16 protein-coding genes and 1 tRNA gene are annotated in these 16,947 nt (G+C 69.0%); 10 read left to right on the forward strand and 7 right to left on the reverse strand.

The window, feature by feature from the left end; translation table 11 throughout:
- Positions 1-406 precede the first annotated feature (406 nt).
- Together ACWDTI_RS11490 and ACWDTI_RS11495 are read left to right on the forward strand one after the other, a co-directional pair.
- Positions 407-1,987: a DUF222 domain-containing protein gene (locus tag ACWDTI_RS11490; RefSeq protein ID WP_449738199.1), complete on the forward strand. Its 1,581-nt coding sequence runs from the start codon at positions 407-409 to the stop codon at positions 1,985-1,987.
- Positions 1,988-1,994: 7 nt separating this feature from the next.
- Complete coding sequence (locus ACWDTI_RS11495) at positions 1,995-2,282, forward strand: hypothetical protein (RefSeq protein WP_449738200.1); 288 nt, start codon at positions 1,995-1,997, stop codon at positions 2,280-2,282.
- A 205-nt stretch (positions 2,283-2,487) separates the two neighbouring features.
- Here the strand turns inward: ACWDTI_RS11495 and ACWDTI_RS11500 are convergent, their stop codons facing one another.
- Positions 2,488-5,406 (reverse strand): DEAD/DEAH box helicase, encoded by a 2,919-nt coding sequence (locus tag ACWDTI_RS11500; RefSeq protein ID WP_449738201.1) that lies wholly within the window; start codon positions 5,404-5,406, stop codon positions 2,488-2,490.
- A 52-nt stretch (positions 5,407-5,458) separates the two neighbouring features.
- Positions 5,459-5,547, reverse strand: a tRNA-Leu gene (locus ACWDTI_RS11505).
- Between the two features lie 65 nt (positions 5,548-5,612).
- Here ACWDTI_RS11505 and ACWDTI_RS11510 point away from each other — a divergent pair.
- Both ACWDTI_RS11510 and ACWDTI_RS11515 read left to right on the forward strand, forming a co-directional pair.
- On the forward strand, positions 5,613-6,959 hold the full coding sequence (locus ACWDTI_RS11510; protein WP_449738202.1) for a M20/M25/M40 family metallo-hydrolase: 1,347 nt from the start codon (positions 5,613-5,615) through the stop codon (positions 6,957-6,959).
- 60 nt (positions 6,960-7,019) lie between these two features.
- Complete coding sequence (locus ACWDTI_RS11515; RefSeq protein WP_449738203.1) at positions 7,020-7,568, forward strand: YbhB/YbcL family Raf kinase inhibitor-like protein; 549 nt, start codon at positions 7,020-7,022, stop codon at positions 7,566-7,568.
- Positions 7,569-7,623: 55 nt separating this feature from the next.
- Here the strand turns inward: ACWDTI_RS11515 and ACWDTI_RS11520 are convergent, their stop codons facing one another.
- Genes ACWDTI_RS11520 through ACWDTI_RS11530 form a run of 3 tightly spaced genes read right to left on the reverse strand, consistent with a single transcriptional unit; the run spans position 7,624 to position 10,096 of the window.
- Positions 7,624-8,727 (reverse strand): quinone-dependent dihydroorotate dehydrogenase, encoded by a 1,104-nt coding sequence (locus ACWDTI_RS11520; protein ID WP_449738204.1) that lies wholly within the window; start codon positions 8,725-8,727, stop codon positions 7,624-7,626.
- Positions 8,721-8,996, reverse strand: a complete 276-nt coding sequence (locus ACWDTI_RS11525) for a DUF5703 family protein (protein ID WP_449738205.1) — start codon at positions 8,994-8,996, stop codon at positions 8,721-8,723. The genes ACWDTI_RS11520 and ACWDTI_RS11525 overlap by 7 nt, the downstream gene beginning before the upstream one ends.
- Before the next feature lie 56 nt (positions 8,997-9,052).
- Positions 9,053-10,096: a YncE family protein gene (locus tag ACWDTI_RS11530; protein ID WP_449738206.1), complete on the reverse strand. Its 1,044-nt coding sequence runs from the start codon at positions 10,094-10,096 to the stop codon at positions 9,053-9,055.
- Positions 10,097-10,176: 80 nt separating this feature from the next.
- On the opposite strand from ACWDTI_RS11530, the gene ACWDTI_RS11535 reads away from it, so the two are divergent.
- The 4 genes from ACWDTI_RS11535 to ACWDTI_RS11550 are packed head-to-tail and all read left to right on the forward strand — an operon-like array spanning position 10,177 to position 13,416.
- Positions 10,177-11,019, forward strand: coding sequence for an undecaprenyl-diphosphate phosphatase (locus ACWDTI_RS11535; RefSeq protein WP_449738207.1), 843 nt, complete (start codon positions 10,177-10,179; stop codon positions 11,017-11,019).
- A gap of 41 nt (positions 11,020-11,060) precedes the next feature.
- On the forward strand, positions 11,061-11,822 hold the full coding sequence (locus ACWDTI_RS11540) for an MSMEG_4193 family putative phosphomutase (RefSeq protein ID WP_449738208.1): 762 nt from the start codon (positions 11,061-11,063) through the stop codon (positions 11,820-11,822).
- A gap of 25 nt (positions 11,823-11,847) precedes the next feature.
- On the forward strand, positions 11,848-12,537 hold the full coding sequence (locus ACWDTI_RS11545) for a DUF3090 domain-containing protein (RefSeq protein WP_449738209.1): 690 nt from the start codon (positions 11,848-11,850) through the stop codon (positions 12,535-12,537).
- A 15-nt stretch (positions 12,538-12,552) separates the two neighbouring features.
- Positions 12,553-13,416 (forward strand): SCO1664 family protein, encoded by an 864-nt coding sequence (locus ACWDTI_RS11550; protein ID WP_449738210.1) that lies wholly within the window; start codon positions 12,553-12,555, stop codon positions 13,414-13,416.
- 16 nt (positions 13,417-13,432) lie between these two features.
- On the opposite strand, the gene ACWDTI_RS11555 is transcribed toward ACWDTI_RS11550, so the two are convergent.
- Entirely contained in the window at positions 13,433-14,299 is an 867-nt protein-coding gene (locus ACWDTI_RS11555) for an SMP-30/gluconolactonase/LRE family protein (RefSeq protein ID WP_449738211.1), read from the reverse strand.
- Positions 14,300-14,386: 87 nt separating this feature from the next.
- Here ACWDTI_RS11555 and mshC point away from each other — a divergent pair, with 87 nt between their 5' ends.
- Positions 14,387-15,637 carry a cysteine--1-D-myo-inosityl 2-amino-2-deoxy-alpha-D-glucopyranoside ligase gene (gene mshC / locus ACWDTI_RS11560; RefSeq protein WP_449738212.1) on the forward strand — a complete coding sequence of 417 codons (1,251 nt, stop codon included), beginning with the start codon at positions 14,387-14,389 and terminating at the stop codon, positions 15,635-15,637.
- A 40-nt stretch (positions 15,638-15,677) separates the two neighbouring features.
- Entirely contained in the window at positions 15,678-15,986 is a 309-nt protein-coding gene (locus ACWDTI_RS11565; protein ID WP_449738213.1) for a hypothetical protein, read from the forward strand.
- Between the two features lie 6 nt (positions 15,987-15,992).
- On the opposite strand, the gene ACWDTI_RS11570 is transcribed toward ACWDTI_RS11565, so the two are convergent.
- On the reverse strand, positions 15,993-16,898 hold the full coding sequence (locus ACWDTI_RS11570) for a PAC2 family protein (RefSeq protein ID WP_449738214.1): 906 nt from the start codon (positions 16,896-16,898) through the stop codon (positions 15,993-15,995).
- Positions 16,899-16,947: the final 49 nt, after the last annotated feature.

Genomic DNA, 16,947 nt, shown 5'->3' on the forward strand with positions numbered 1-16,947 from the left:
GGCCCCGAGGAACGCGGGCGTGGGGTGCCGCTGGTTGAGCGGCCCCTAGGAACGAAGGGTATGTCGTCCCGCCGATTGAACAGCCCCGAGGGCCGCGGGGTGTCTGGCCCCGCTGGTTGAGCAGCCCCGAGGAACGAGGGGCGTGTGGTCCCGCTGGTTGAGCAGCCCCGAGGAACGAGGGGTGTCTGGCCCCGCTGGTTGAGCAGCCCCGAGGAACGAGGGGCGTGTCGAAACCAGGCATCCGCACACCGACCCGTTCTGTCGGTGGGGTGTTCTACAGTGGTCATACCGGATCGAAACAACGATGACGCTGACCAAAGCCGCTGTGTGTCTTGGTCGTTGAAGGCAACTTGATGTGGGCTCGCCGATCCGCCCGTGTCCGAGTGTGTCTGAAAGGTGTCTGGTCGTGGCGGTCGAGTCGTTGGCGTCGTGGTGGCGGGTGCCGTCACCATGGCCGGACTTGCCGCGCAGCTACACCGGTCGGGTGCACGCCGAGGACATCGGTGATCCGGATGCCGAGGTCAGCACCAACGAACTCGTCGGTGGTCTGGTGTCGAGTCAGCGCGGCCACTCCTACCTCGCCTGGCACGAGTATCAGATCGCCGCCGAAATGCACGCCCGCCTCGTCGGCGATCAGCCGCGGGAGGATGACCTGCTTCTCAAGGACGGGTTCGCCGACTGCGCCGCCCGAGTCGCGATCGCCTTGAGCATCTCCCAGTCCGAGGCCGAAAAGCAGCTGCACCGGGCGGTGTCGTTGCGCGACCGCCTCCCGCAGGTGTCGCTTCGGCTGAAGTACGGCCAGATCACCGTCGACGCGGTCAAGAAGATCATCTCCCGCACCGACCTCATCGACGGACAGGACTGCGCCGCCGATGTGGATGCCGACATCGCCGCCGAACTCGACCTCCACGCCGGTGCCTGGTCGGTGCATCGCCTGCAGATGATGGTCGACCGCATCGTGTTCCGTCACGACCCCGACGCGGTGCGCGAAGCGCGCCGACGCGCCAAGGATGCGCGCCGATTCTGGACGAGAGCCACCGATGACGGGATGGCGCAGGTGTCGGCCACCATGACCGCGGAGAACGCGCAGATCGCCGACGCCGCGGTGCACGCCCTCGCAAACACCGTGTGCGAGAAGGACCCACGCACCCTGCCGCAGCGTCTCTCCGACGCCGCTTTCGCTTCGCTGACCGGCAACCCGTTCGAGTGCCTGTGCGGGAGCGACGAGTGTGACGCGCAGATCCCCGAACCGGGTGTCACCCCGCCGGGTTCCTCGGTGGTCATTCATGTGGTGGCCGATGAGGGCACCGTCAACGGGACCGCCCGGAATGCGGGATTCATCGCCGGTCACGGCGTGATCTCTGATGAGCACGTTCGCGATCTGGCCACGCGCCCGGACGCGGTGATCCGCCCGGTGGTACCAAGGGGCACACCGATGAACCCCGACGGCACGTACACGGTGCCGGCATACTCACCGTCGAACCCGTATCGGCCGTCGACCGCGCTGGACACCTTCGTGCGCATCCGCGACGGCTACAGCGTGATCCCGGGCGACACCACCTCGTCGTTCGACTCCGATCTCGATCACGTGCGAGAGTTCGACCATGCCGACCCCGCCACGGGCGGTCAGACCACCGAGGTGAACCTGAATGCCAAGGGCCGGTTCGGTCACCTGGTGAAGACCTTCGGCCGGTGGGTCGACGAGCAATACCGCGAGCCCGACACCGGCCGCCTGCGCCAGGAGTTCATCACCCCCGAGGGCCTGGTGATCCCCGGAGATCCGGAGAACCTCGAACAACTCCTCCCCGGGCTCCGCCGCATCCGGTTCAAACGTCCACCCGCCGACAGCGGATCGGACTCCGCGGCCCCGCACCCGGACACGCCGCAACCGCCCACCCGCTCGCAGAGTCGGGTGGCGTCCAAACATGTCCGCAGACAACGAGAACGGGAGCGCAACCGGCGGAGACGGGAACAGGGGGACCAGTGATGAGCAGGTGTCGGGCTCAGCGTTCCCGGGAGAGCATCTGCCGAAGTCGTGCAAGGGATGTCTCGGTGGCCACGGCGTCGCCGAGAACCACCTGGTAGAGGACGAGGCCGTCGAGCGTGGCGTAGACGAGGAGCGCAACTTCGAATCGCTCATCGGCAGCAGCGGAACCCTCATGTGGACGCTGATCGCCAGCGTGCCGGTGGCCGCCGCTGTCGGCCTCGTCATCGGACGCCCCGTCGCCCACACCGAACATGTCGCCGAAGCAATCGACACCACCATCGTCCCAGTCGACTGACGATCGACGTGACGGAATCAACCGGCGAGAAACCGGCCGACCTCTGCGCGGACCTTGCGGTGCAGACCCGCCGGGCACACGCGCTCGGCGCAAAACGCGAGCGCCACACCCGCCGGGTGAACTCGTCGAGGAAGACCTGTGGGTCGTGGGCGCCGGAATTGCCTCCACGGGGTGTCCCGCTCGGTCCCGGAGGCCGATGTCCCGATCAGCCCACGGGCGTGAAGTCCGCCATCCAGGAAAACCCGGGACCGCCTGCGGCATCATCGAATTCGACTCCCGGTAGAGGTGTCAACCCGCGCGGGACGGTAGGCGGGTCCAGTGGTTTGAGGGCGGTCTCCGCAGACGGCAGTGGCGTCGCGCGATACCACTTGCGGCTGATGTGCAGCAGCGATACGAGCCGGCCGTCGACGGTCGTCGCGGCACCCACACGGAGTTTGAGAAGCGCTGCGAGCGAGAGGAATACGCACTCGAACTCCTTGGCGGTCGCCGTGCCCTCGAGAAACACGGTGGCCGGGGGATTCGGAGGTCCGGCGGCGGTCGCCGGCGTCACCGGAAGCAGGCGTCGGAGGTTGGTCCGCAATGCGCCCGCCCGCGCGACCGGGTCGCGGTTGCGGGGCGCGAGCATGGCGGCCACCTCGGCGAGCTGCGGATCGGGGGCCGCCTGCGGGAGCAGTTCGGCCAGGGTCTGCCCACGGTGCCCGGACCGGCGTCGTTGCCCGGCAGGTGCCGGTTGCGGCGTCAGGTCGAGGTGGGCGAGCACCTCGCGCGCATCCTCGACCGGGTCCGTCTGCTCGGGCCGCCGGGCGTCCGGGACGTCGGTGACCAGATTCTGGTAGGCGACGTCACCATCGCGGGTGAACAAGAAGACATCCGCCGACAATTCGGTCTCGTGCGTCCCGGTGTCCGGGTGGGGCAGCACCAGGGAGGGCGGTGCCGGCCGCGCCGTCGACCGCTCCCGGTGCGATCCAACCCGGGTGAGCACGGTCAGCCGTCCCTCGACGGGCGACGCGTGATGTTCCAGCGTCAGTCCGTCCGGCGGTTCGATGCCGAGGGTCGCGCGGCCGTACGCGACGACGTCGAACTGCTCCGGTGACACGTCGACGCCACGTGGGCTGCGGTTGATGCCGTCGGGCGTGGTGAAACCGGCGCGGCGGGCGCGCCGGTAGAGGTCGGGCATCCGGGTGCGCCGGTTCTCCGGTTCGAGGAGGCGTTCGAGGAACCACAGCAGCCGACCGGTGCCACGTTCGGGGTGTGGCGTCAGGTGCCACCAGGTCAGTCGGCGGGCGAGATCACCGGCGACCGCGGGCACCCAGTCGCCCTCGCCCAGGTAGCCCAGTGCGGCGGCCCACGACAGATATCGGGGGAGGGTGTCGATGACCCGGCGGATCTCGGCGGACGTCGCGCCGCGCGGCAGGTTGCGTCCGATACGGGCCGGATCCCGCAGGGCCGCGAGTGCTGCGGCCAGGGCGAAGGACGGACCGAACTCGTCGTCGAACGATCCGGCCATCGCCTTGTACGTGTCCAGGACGTCATCCGCCCAGGGCTCGTACAGCCGCGGATTGACCGGCCAATCACTGAGTGCGGCAACGTTGTTCACCACGATCTCGAGGACGATCCGTTCGGCGTCGTCGGCGTCGACGGGCCGCTCCGGCGACGCGAGCGCCCGTCGCAGACCGCCCGCCGACGCGGCGTCGATCATCAGTCGGGTGGTCAGGGCGCCGATCTCGGTGACCGTGAGTTCGCCGTCGGTGTCGGCCACCAGCCCGCGCTTGAGGAGAAGGTTGACTGCGGCACCGACGTCGGTGTCCTTCTTGGTCTGTGCGTAGGCGAAGGTGCCGCGGAACCAGGCCGCCGCGCTGTCGCGGCCGGTGATCGAACCCAGCAGGATCTCGGCGAGCAGGACGTCGGCGAGATGTCCGCGGACCTGGCTGCGGACGGTGTACCCGATGTCGAGCTTGGCCCGCCATTCCGCCTCGCGTTGGCGCGGGACGAGGACATAGCCGTATCCGTGGGTCTCCTGACCGGCGCGGCCCGCTCGGCCCAGCATCTGCTGTGCCTGGCTGACCTCGAGCGGGGTGTCGAGGCCCAGCACGAGGTCGCGGATGACGACGATGCGGGCCGGCGTGTTCACTCCGGTCGAGAGTCCCGTGGTCGCCACCAGTGTGGGGATCTGTCGGGCGTTGAACGATCGGAGCGCACGGGTGGCCTGCGGGGCGTCGCGGTAGTGCATGCCGACCCCCGCGGCGAATGCCTGCTCGGCGAGCCGCTGCTCGTCATCGTCGCGGTGGAATCCGATTCCGGCGAGCAACGCCGCGGTGCGCCGGACGGCGAGTTTGCTGCCGCAGAAGACCAGCAGGCTGCCGGTGTCGTCGATGCCGCGGACGAGCCGCTGCAGCGCCCGGTCCTTGCCTTCCTGTTCGGCCTCGTAGTCCGATTTGCTGTTCCCGTCGTCGAACGGCACCACCTCGGTGGTGAGAACTGTTGGCCGCCAATCGGTTCGGATCAGCTGGGCGTTGAACCAGGTGGCCAGCTCGGCGGCGTTGGACGCGGTCGCGGACAACGCGACGATCCGCGTGCGGCCCTGATCCGACCGCAGACGGGCGATCAGCGACTCCAGGGTCGCGCCCCGCTCGACGTCGCCGACGAGATGTACCTCGTCCACGATCAGGCATCCGACGGAGTCCAGGTGCTCGCGGAGCGACGACCGCCGATAGAGCGCCTCGAACTTCTCGGTGGTCGCCACCCACAGTTGCGCGCGACGGATGTGCGCGCTGGACATGTTGGTCTCACCGGTCAGCTCGAGCGAGGAGATGCCGTGCTCTCGCCACCGCGCGGTGGTCGTGGCGATCTCGGCGGCCAGGGCCCGCGCCGGCAGCAGCCAGACGGCCGGCTTGCGCTCCAGCACGATCGAGCGCAGCGCGGCGACCTCGCCGACGAGGGTCTTGCCGGAGCTGGTCGGCGCCACCACCATCAGGTGGCGGTCGGTGCGCAGGACCGCGGGCACGGCTGCCGCCTGCAGTGGATTGAGCCGGTCGAAACGGTCGAGGTAGGTGCGGAGCCCGGCGGGGATCAGCTCCTCCACCGGCGTCCAGTCGTCCCCGTACGGCACTGAAGAAGTATCCATTGTCGGGATCGGAATGTGAAAAAGCCCCGACCGTCTGGTCGGGGCTTTTTGCTGGTGTCCGAGGGGGGACTTGAACCCCCACGCCCGTTAATAGGGCACTAGCACCTCAAGCTAGCGCGTCTGCCATTCCGCCACTCGGACTCGCTGTAGCGCGCACAACCATAACCGAGGTTGCCCGTCTATCCCAAATCCCGTAGGAGTGAGGGGTGACTCCTGTGCCTTCCAGTCCGCGGGCCGTCGACGAAGTTGTCGATCTCGTCAGCCGGTTGATCCAGTTCGACACCAGCAACACCGGCGAACCGGAAACCACCAAGGGTGAGGAGGAGTGCGCCAAATGGGTCGCGCAACTCCTCGAGGAGGTCGGCTACACCACCGTGTACGTCGAATCCGGCCGTGAGGGGCGGGGGAACGTGTTCGCCCGGCTGCCCGGCCCACCCGACGCCGAGCACGGTGCGTTGCTGCTGCACAGCCACCTCGACGTCGTCCCGGCCGAACCGACCGACTGGAGTGTGCACCCGTTCTCCGGGTCGGTCTCCGACGGCTACATCTGGGGACGCGGGGCCGTCGACATGAAGGACATGGTCGGGATGGCGCTCGCGCTGGCCCGACAGTTCCAGCGCGATGGCACCGTCCCGCCGCGGGAGATCGTGTTCGCGTTCCTGGCCGACGAGGAGGCCGGCGGGACCTGGGGGTCGCACTGGCTGGTTGAGCACCGGCCCGAGCTGTTCGACGGCGTCACCGAGGCCGTCGGCGAGGTCGGCGGATTCTCCCTCACCGTCGATCGGCCCGACGGTACCCAGCGGCGTCTGTATCTCGTGGAGACCGCCGAAAAGGGTCTCGCATGGATGCGACTGACGGCCGACGCGACCGCCGGCCACGGATCGTTCCTGCACACCGACAACGCCGTCACCGAGGTCGCCGAGGCGGTCGCCCGCATCGGCCGCCACACCTTCCCCTTGGTGATTACCGATTCGGTCGCCGAGTTCCTCGCCGAGGTGTCCGCGGAGACCGGCCTGGACCTGCGGCCGGACGCACCCGACCTGGACACCACCCTGTTCAAGCTCGGCAACCTCGCCCGCATCATCGGCGCCACCCTCCGCGACACCGCGAACCCGACGATGCTCAAGGCGGGGTACAAGGCCAACGTGATCCCGCAGAAGGCGGAGGCCGTCGTCGACTGCAGGGTGCTGCCGGGCCGGCAGGCCGCCTTCGAGAAGGAGATCGACGAGCTGATCGGACCCAACGTCACCCGCGAGTGGATCACCCACCTCGACTCCTACGAGACGACGTTCGACGGGCGCCTCGTCGACGCGATGAACGACGCGATCCTCGAGTTCGACCCCGACGGCAAGACCGTGCCGTACATGCTGTCGGGCGGCACCGACGCCAAGGCGTTCGCCAAGCTGGGCATCCGCTGCTTCGGGTTCGCCCCGTTGCAGTTGCCGCCGGAGCTCGATTTCGCTGCGCTGTTCCACGGTGTCGACGAACGCGTCCCGGTGGACGCGGTGGTGTTCGGAACACGGGTTCTCGAACACTTCCTGCTGCACAGCTAGTTAGATGGATGCCAGTGGATTATCCGTTGGTCCCGAGCTTGATCCGAGAAAGGTGATTCGATGCCGTCGTCGTTCAACCCCTACGAGCCGCTGCCCGATCTGCCCGGGTTCACGCTGACCTCCGAGAACGTCACCGACGGTGCGTCGCTGCGCAATGAGCAGGTCAGCGGTCTCATGGGCGCAGGTGGCGAGGATCTGTCCCCTCAGCTGAGCTGGTCCGGATTCCCCTCGGAGACCAAGAGTTTCGCGGTCACCGTCTACGACCCCGACGCCCCGACGGCATCCGGGTTCTGGCACTGGGCCGTCGCCGACATCCCGGCGTCGGTGACGTCGCTGGCTGAGGGCGCGGGCGACGAGACCGGCAGCGGTCTGCCCGACGGCGCGGTCACCCTGGCCAATGACGCCGGGCTGAAGCGGTTCGTCGGCGCCGCGCCGCCGCCCGGCCACGGCCCGCACCGGTATTTTGTGGTGGTGCACGCGGTCGACGTCGAATCGCTCGGTCTGCCCGACGGTGCCACCCCGGCCTACCTCGGTTTCAACCTGTTCTCCCACGCCATCGCGCGGGCGACGATCACCGGTACCTACGAACAGCCGTCAGAAAACGTCTGATCCGTCATCGCCTGCCGGATCCGTGGCAATAAGCCGCGCCACACGCGACTTATTGCTACGGATTCGCCGCCGAACCGACCGCCTCGCTGATATCGGCGTAGCCGGCGGCACGCACCCGGGCGGCGAGGCCGTCGTGGATCTCCTTGACCCACAACGGTCCGCCGTAGATGAACGGCGTATATCCCTGCAGCAGACTGGCGCCGGCGCAGATGCGTTCCCAGGCCTGCTCGACGGTCTCGATGCCGCCCGCGCAGATCAGCGTGACCTGGCCGCCGACGCGGGAGTGCAAGCGGCGCAACACCTCCAGCGAGCGGTCCGCGAGTGGTGCACCGGACAACCCGCCGGCGCCGAGCGCAGCCACCTCGTCGGCCGGTGTGCGCAGACCGTCCCGGCTGATGGTGGTGTTGGTGGCGACGATGCCGGCCAGTCCGAGTTCGACGGCGAGATCGGCGACCGCGTCGATGTCGTCGTCGGCGAGGTCGGGGGCGATCTTCACCAGCACAGGCACTTTCACCTCGGCCTGGACCGCGGCGAGGATGGGTCGCAGCGAGTCGACGGCCTGCAGGTCGCGCAGTCCCGGCGTGTTGGGGGAGCTGACGTTGACCACCATGAAGTCGCAGAAAGGGCCGAGAACCCGTGCGCTGAAACGGTAGTCGTCGACGGCGTCGTCAACCGGCACCACCTTGGTCTTGCCGATGTTCGCCCCGATCGGCACCTGCACCGGGCCCGGCCGCGGCGCGGCGAGGTGCTCGGCCGCGACGGTGGCACCGGGATTGTTGAAGCCCATCCGGTTGATCAGCGCGTGGTCGGCGGGCAGCCGGAAGAGTCGGGGCGCGGGATTCCCCGGCTGCGCCTGGCCGGTGATGGTGCCGATCTCAGCGTAACCGAAACCGATTTGGCCCCAGGCATTCACCGCCGATGCGGATTTGTCGAAGCCGGCGGCGAGGCCCAGCGGCGCGGGGAAGTCGACACCGAACACCGTCTGCCGCAACACCGGGTCGTGGCCGGCGAGCACCTTCGCGGCGAGTTGCCGTGTGCCCGGGGTGTTTCCGGTGAATCTCAGCGCGGCGGCAGCGATCGCGTGGATGCGTTCGGGGGAGAGTAGGAACATCAACCGCAACAGGATCGGATACAGCACGTGGTTGATCCGGATCAGCATGCGGCGGCTCCCGGTTGTGGTCGGGCGCCCGGCGATTGAGCGCCGCGCGGTGGCTTCTTGCGACGCAGCAAGACCTTTCGGGTGCCGTCGGAGTACAGCCGCACCCGCTTGAGTTCCCACCCGCCGAATTCCGCCTCGATCGACAGGCGCATGGACGCGGTCACCCTGGTGACGTCGGGTGGCAGGTTGAGCAGCAGGCATTCGTGATCCTCGGTGCTCACCTCCCAGCCGCGCGGATAGCGTGCACCGAAGCGGGCGTTAACGGACATCGGCGACCGTCCTGTGTGGACGCCGATCGGTCGACGGCAGGTCGGTGCATGGCCGGTCAGTCGACGGCATTGGCCGGGGCGATCTGCAGTCCACCACGTGCGGAGAGGACGAAGACCGTGCCGGAGGCGTCGTCGACGGCGATCCGGTCCGGTTGTGCGACCGCGCCGAACCGATGCCGGGCCACGGGTTCGCCACCGGACAGGTCATAGGCCACCACCTCGTTGTTCGCCGTTGTCGACACCCACGCCAGGTTGCGCGTGTCGTCGTAGTCTACGGCGTACGGACCCGATGGCACCGGGTAGCGGAACCGCATGACCAGCGGCGACCCGAAGAACCCGATGAACTCGTTGTCGCGGGTGTTGGCGACCAGCACCCGCCCGTACCGGTCGACCGTGGAGTTGGTGGCGCCGTTGCCGGCCCGTAGCGCCGGCCCGAGCGTGCCGTCGTCGAGGTTCACCGGGGTCACCGACGACTGCGCGCGGTCGAGCACGACGACCTGCTCGGAGGGAAGATCCGCGCCGCGCGGGGAGACGGTGATGTCGTCGACGCCGACGAAGCCGTCGATGTCCCGGCCGGGCTTGAGGGTGCGGTCGAACACGATCAGGTGACCGTTGGCGGTACCGACCACCACCTGTCCGGATGCGGTCTGGGCGAGCGCGCTCGGATCGGACACCGACGTGGCGGTGGTGGTCACCGCTCCGGCGCGGTCGATCCGGGCGATGACGTCGGGTCCGACGCCGAGGAAGGTGCCGTCGCCGGCGCCGATGATCGTCGTCAGTGGGGGCGTCGTCGACCGTTGCGGCGGGGCGCTGAACGATCCGGGCCCGTAGCGCGCGACGGTGGTGCCCGATGCGTCGAGCACGGCGACGATGCCGTCGTCGACCGCGAGCGCACGGCCATCGGCAGCCGTCGGGATGACCGTGCCGGCGGGTTGTGCGGCCGGTCCGGGCGGAGCCTGGGCTGCGGAAGCCGGTGGGACGGTGGGCACATCGGGGGTCGACGACGAATCCGAGGAGCCACATCCGGCGAGAACGCCGACGGCTGTGACGACGCTTACCGCCAGCGCGGCCGTCCTCGGCAGTGATCTCGGGACTGGCATGGTCCCATCTTGCGGCACGCGGGCACCCCGACACGATCGGGGTCGTACGGTCGTCGCGTTCACCACGTAGCATCCCCGCCGTGAGTGACACCATGACGTGGACCCAGGCGATCGTGCTCGGCGCGCTGCAGGGGATCACCGAGTTCCTGCCCATCTCGTCGTCGGGCCACCTGCGCATCGCGTCGGAGATCATGTTCGGCGAGGACGCCGGCGCCTCGTTCACCGCGGTCAGCCAGCTCGGGACCGAGGCCGCGGTGCTGGTCTTCTTCGCCCGCGACATCGTGCGGATCGTCGCGGCCTGGTTCCGGGGCCTGGGCAATCGCGACGCGCGCGGCCTGGACTATCGGGTCGGGTGGTACGTGATCTTCGCGACGATCCCGATCGGCGTGCTCGGCTACCTGTTCAAGGACCAGATCCGCACCACCGGCCGAAACCTGTGGCTGGTGGCGACCGTGCTCATCCTGTTCGCCGGGGTGATCTGGCTCGCCGAACGCTACGGCCGGAAGAACCGCTCGCTCGAGCAGCTGACCCTGCGGGACGGACTGGTCATGGGCACCGCGCAGTGTCTGGCGCTCATCCCCGGCGTCTCGCGTTCCGGCGCCACCGCCAGCGCCGGTCTGTTCCTCGGGTTGGAGCGTGAGGCGTCGTTCCGGTTCTCGTTCCTTCTCGCCATCCCCGCGGTGACCGCGTCGGGGCTGTTCAGCCTGCCCGATGCCTTCCATCCGAGCGGCGAAGGCATGGAGGCCACCGGCCCGCAGCTGCTGGTCGCGACGCTGGTCGCGTTCGTCGTCGGATACGCGTCGATCGCCTGGCTGCTGCGGTTCGTCAGCACCCACTCGATGAACTGGTTCGGCGCCTACCGGGTGGTCGTGGGGCTGGTGCTGATGGGATTGCTGGCGACCGGCGTCATCAGCGCCACCTGACGGTCCGACAGGTTGACGGTGGGCACCACTAAGGTTGTGCCATGACCGTGATCCTGGTGCGCCACGGGCGCTCGGTGGCCAACACGTCCGGCGTGCTCGCCGGACGGACACCGGGTGTCTCGCTCGACGACAAGGGCCGCGAACAGGCGACGGCGCTCCTCGACCGGCTCGGCACGTGCCTGGCCGAGATCTCGGCGGTGGCCCGATCGCCGCTGGAACGCTGTGCGCAGACCGTCGCCCCACTGGTCAGCGCACTCGATGCCGACCCCGATCGTGACGTCCCGGAGATCGTCGTGGACGCGCTCGCCGAGGTCGACTACGGCAGCTGGACGAATCGGCCGATCAAGGACCTGGTCAAGGAACCGCTGTGGAAGACGGTGCAGCTGCATCCGTCGGCGGCGGTGTTCCCCGACGGGGAAGGCCTCGCGGGCGTCCAGGCCCGGGCGGTGGCCGCGGTGCGCGAACTCGATCGCACCTACGGGGGCCCCGACGGCAGCGGGGTGTGGTTGGCCTGCTCGCACGGCGACGTGATCAAGTCGGTGATCGCCGACGCGATGGGGATGCATCTCGATGCGTTTCAGCGCATCGTCGTCGAACCCGCCTCGATCAGCGTCATCCGATACAGCGCCACGAGGCCGTACGTGCACACCGTCAACAGCACCGCGGTGTTGTCGGTGCCGCCGCGCACCAAAGAGAAGGCTGCGGAGTCCGCCGACGACGACGCGGTCGTCGGTGGTTCGACCGGCGTCGACGGACGTGAACCGGAGCCGACCGCTGCGCCCACGCCGGTGGCACGCGGATAATGGACGACACCAACAAGGAGGTGTGATGGCTCGCGCGATACACGTGTTCCGCAGCCCGGACCGGTTCATCGCCGGTACCGTCGGCCAGCCGGGCGACCGCACGTTCTACCTCCAGGCCGTGCACGAGTCGCGGATCGTCAGCGTACTGCTGGAGAAGCAGCAGGTGGCCATCCTGGCGGACCGGATCGGGGCACTGCTCGAGGAGATCCATCGGCGTTTCGGCACCCCGATCCCGCCCGACGACGATCGCATCGGAGACCTCAGTCCGCTGGTCATGCCTGTCGACGCCGAGTTCCGGGTGGGCACGATGGGGCTCGGCTGGGATGCCGAGTCCCAGGCCGTCGTCGTGGAACTGCTGGCGGTCACCGAAGGAGAGTTCGACGAGAGTGTCGTCCTCGACGACACCGACGAGGGTCCCGACGCCGTGCGGGTCTTCCTCACCACTCTCGCGGCGCGTGAGTTCGCGGCGCGCTCGACCAGGGTGATCTCGGCCGGCCGGCAGCCCTGTCCGCTGTGCCACGAACCGCTCGACCCCGACGGGCACCTGTGCGTGCGGACCAACGGCTACAAACGCGACGCCGAGCTGAGCAAGTCACTGGACTTCGTCGATCCCGAGGTGTTCCGCAATCTGCAGATCACCGACGATGCCGGCTATCTGGAGACCGATGAGTCCGACGATCCCGACGCCGACCCGGATTCGTCGGCAGATGACTGACGTGCCGGGATCGACGTGAGTCAGCTACCCGAGCCGCCCGCGTCCGATGTCGACGACCTCGACGTGCTGCGCACCGGGGAGCTGGTCATCGTGGGGCGCATCCCGTCCGCCAGCAACGCCACCCTCGTCTGCGACGCCGTGCTCGGCGACACCGAGATCCGCTGTGTCTACAAGCCCGTGCGGGGCGAGGTGCCGCTGTGGGATTTCCCGGAGGGCACACTCGCCGGACGTGAGGTGGCGTCGTACCTGGTGTCCGAGGCGCTCGGCTGGTCGGTCATCCCGACGACCCTGCTGCGCGACGGGCCACTGGGCCTCGGCATGGTGCAGCGGTGGGTGGACACCTCCGACAACACCGACACACCGACCGGGCCGGCCACCGACCTGCCCGTACACCGGATGGATCTCGTCGACCTGTGCCCGGCGGACACCGTGCCCGCCGGTTACCGCGCGATCCTGCGCGCCCTGGATCCGGTCGGCGCGCCGGTCATCCTCGTGCACGCCGACGATCCGCGGCTGCAGCGCATGGCCGTGCTGGACGTCGTCATCAACAACGCCGACCGCAAGGGCGGCCATGTCCTCGAAGGCCTCGACGGCGGTGTGTACGGCGTCGATCACGGCATCTGCCTGCACTCCTCCGACAAGCTCCGGACGGTGCTGTGGGGGTGGGCGGGGGAGCAGGTCCCCGGACACCTCCTGGACGACCTCGCCGATCTGGTGGAGCATCTGACCTCCGCCGATCACCCGCTGACGGTCGAACTCTCCACCCACATCACCGACGACGAGATCCTCGCGCTCGCACAGCGCGCCGCCGACCTCGTCGACCGCGAGACCATGCCGCAACCGCCGGGTCACCGACCGATTCCGTGGCCGCCGTTCTGATCGGCGTCGGCCGCGGTCAGTTGCCGGGCCAGCCGGCCCGCGGCCGGTCGACCGGGGTCGACCACACCGTGCCATCCCAGTCGGTGGTCGCCGACAGCCCGGACGCGCCCGGCCACCGGGCACCGACGACGAAGAGTTCCGGACCCTCGGGGGTGCCCCCGAGGACGCAGGCGAAGGCACCGCGGTCGACGGTGATGCGATCGAGCACGGCACCCCCGTCGCCGACCCGGACACAGTGTCCGTGTGGCACGTCGGCGTACCAGACCGCGCCGTCGGCGTCGATCGTGATGCCGTCCGGTGGGTCGTCGTGGAGGTCCGCGAAGACCCGGCGCCCGCCGAGCGTGCCGTCGGGGAGTATCGCGAACGCCGTCAGCCGCCGGCGGTAGGACTCGGCGACGATCAGCGTGGCGTTGTCGGGGGTGACGGCCATGCCGTTCGGGAAGTCGAGATCGTCAGCCACCACCCGCACCGAACCGTCGGGCGTGACGAGCGCGATCCGGCCGGGGGCCGGCGCGCCGGGCTCGGTGGTGACGCCGAAGGGTGCGTTCGGGCTGTTCACGTAGGCGTTGCCGCGGCCGTCGACGACGATGTCGTTGGCCCCGAGCGTCGAGAGTTCGGTGAGATCGGCGAACGGGACAAGCCGTTCACCGTCGAATCTCAGCAGGGCCTGGGTGGCCGCCGACACCACCAGCAGCGTCCCGTCGGGACTGAAGTCGAAACACAGGGGCAGCGAGGCGTGTTCCACGATCACGTCGCTCGCGGCGCCCGAGGCGTCCTCGGTGAGCACGCGGATCCGGCCGGCCGTCCAGTCGGCGAACCACAGCCGGCCGTCGTGCCAGCGGGGTGACTCGAGGAGTCCGAGCCCGTCGATGAGTTTGCGCATGTCCGTCCATCCCGTGTGCCTCGACGTCGATTCTCCGGGGTTGACCGCGATTTCTGGCACAAATCATCGGGCCATACAGTGGTGGGCATGCAGTCGTGGCCCGAACCCGCACTACCCGATGTACCCGGCACCGGACCGGCCCTCCGTCTCTACGACACCGCCGACGCGGCGGTCCGACCGGTCTCGCCGGGGCCGACCGCCACGATGTACGTCTGCGGCATCACCCCCTACGACGCCACCCATCTCGGGCATGCGGCCACCTATCTCACCTTCGATCTGGTCAATCGGGTGCTGCGTGACCAGGGGCATGCCGTGCACTACGTGCAGAACATCACCGACGTCGACGACCCGCTGTTCGAGCGCGCCGAACGTGACGGCGTCGACTGGCGGGAACTCGGTTCCGAACAGATCCAGCTGTTCCGTGACGACATGACCGCCCTGCGGGTCCTCCCGCCGCGCGACTACATCGGGGCCATGGAATCCGTCGGCGAGGTCGTCGAGATGGTCGGCAAGCTGCTCGCTTCGGGTGCCGCGTATGTGGTCGACGACCCGGAGTTCCCCGACGTCTACTTCCGTGCCGACGCCACCGAGCAGTTCGGGTACGAGTCGAACTACGACCGGGCAACGATGGAGCGCTTCTTCGCCGAACGCGGCGGCGACCCCGACCGACCCGGCAAACGCGACCCACTCGATGCAGTGCTGTGGCGTGCTGCGCGGCCGGGCGAACCGTCGTGGGACTCCCCGCAGGGTCCCGGCCGTCCCGGCTGGCACATCGAGTGCTCGGCGATCGCGATCAACCGTCTCGGCATCGAGTTCGACATCCAGGGCGGCGGCAACGACCTGATCTTCCCGCACCACGAGTTCTCCGCCGCGCACGGCGAAGCGCTCTCGGATTCCCGACGGTTTGCCCGGCACTACGTGCACACCGGCATGGTCGGCCTCGACGGCGAGAAGATGTCCAAGAGCCGCGGGAACCTGGTGTTCGTCTCGAAGCTCCGGCTTTCCGGCGTCGACCCGGCGGCGATCCGCCTCGGGTTGCTCGCCGACCACTACCGTGCCGACCGGATGTGGACCGACGACGTCCTCGAGACCGCTCAGGAGAGGCTGGCGCGGTGGCGTTCGGCCACCCACGCCGGAACCGGACCCGACGCCGCGCCGGTCATCGCACGGGTGCGGGAGCATCTCGCCGACGATCTCGACACACCCAAGGCGCTCGCGGCGGTCGACGGCTGGTGCGCGGATGTCGAGTCGGGGATCGGCCAGGATGCCGGCGCTCCGGCCGCCGTCGCGGGTGCCGTCGACGCCCTCCTCGGCGTCCGTCTCGGCGACGCCCAATAGACATACGCTGGGCTACTGCGGCCTCTTGTACAGTTCTCGCGTGGCACGTACGCAGGAGATCCAGCCCGACACCACCACCGGTGTGTGGACGGTGCAGACCCGCACGTCGACCTACCTGCTGGACTTCGACGAGATGACCCTGCTCCGGGCGCCCGGTGTCGGCGTCGACGACAGCGAGGAGTGGACGGTCAGCCGCCTGCGTCGCGACTCCGAGGACATCCCCCTGCTCGGCGTGAAGTCGTGCCGTGTCGGTGAATCCGCCCAGTTCTGGGTGCGCGCGGCCGACGACCCCGATGTCCGGACGTGGCGCATCACCACGCCGGTGGTGTCGATCGAGCGGATCGGGTAGGCGCCCTCAGCCCCCGAACGGCCCGCGGCCCGGACCGCCCGGACCCCCACCCGGACCGCGGCGCTTGAGGTAGCGCTCGAACTCGGCGGCCAGTGCGTCGCCGTCGATCTTGGCCATCACCTCGTCGGTGTCGAGCTCGGCGTCGCCGCGTTCCTCGAGGCCCCGGACGTAGTCGGCGATCTCCTCGTCGTCCTCGGTCATCTCGGTGACCGCCCGCTCCCACTCCTCGGCCTGCTCGGGCAGGGTGCCCAGCGGCACCTCGAGGTCGAGCACGTCCTCGACCCGCTGCAGCAGCGCGACGGTGGCCTTGGGATTCGGCGGGGTGGACACGTAGTGCGGCACCGCCGCCCAGAACGACACCGCCGGGAAACCGGCCTGCACGAAGAGGTCCTGGAGTACGCCGGTGATCCCGGTGGGACCCTCGTAACGGCTCTCGGCGAGGTTGTACCGGGCGGCGGCCTCGCTGCTGTAGGCGGACCCGGTGACCGGCACCGGACGGGTGTGCGGCGTGTCGGCCAGCAGCGCACCCAGCATCACCGAGGTCTCGACGTCCAGCGCCTTGGCCAGGTCCACGATCTCGGCGCAGAATCCCCGCCAGCGCATGTTCGGTTCGATCCCCCGAACGAGTACGATGTCACGGTCCGCACCATGGGGGGTGCAGTAGGAGATGGACGTGGTGGGCCAGTCGATCCGCCGCGTCACGCCGTCGATCTGCTTCACCGTGGGCCGGTTGACCTGGAAGTCGTAGTAGTCGTCGGAGTCGATGTCTGCCAGGGCCACCGCGTCCCAGGTGAGCGCCAGATGTTCGACGGCGGCGCTCGCCGCATCGCCCGCGTCGTTCCACCCCTCGAATGCGGCCAACAGAATAGGCCTGCGCAGCTGGGGAAGGGTCGACATCTGCTCAGCGTTCACCGAACAAGCCTACGACCGAACCCCGAGAGAGGGCGAACTACGCTGTCAA

The organism is Gordonia sp. NPDC003424 (genome assembly GCF_053588655.1).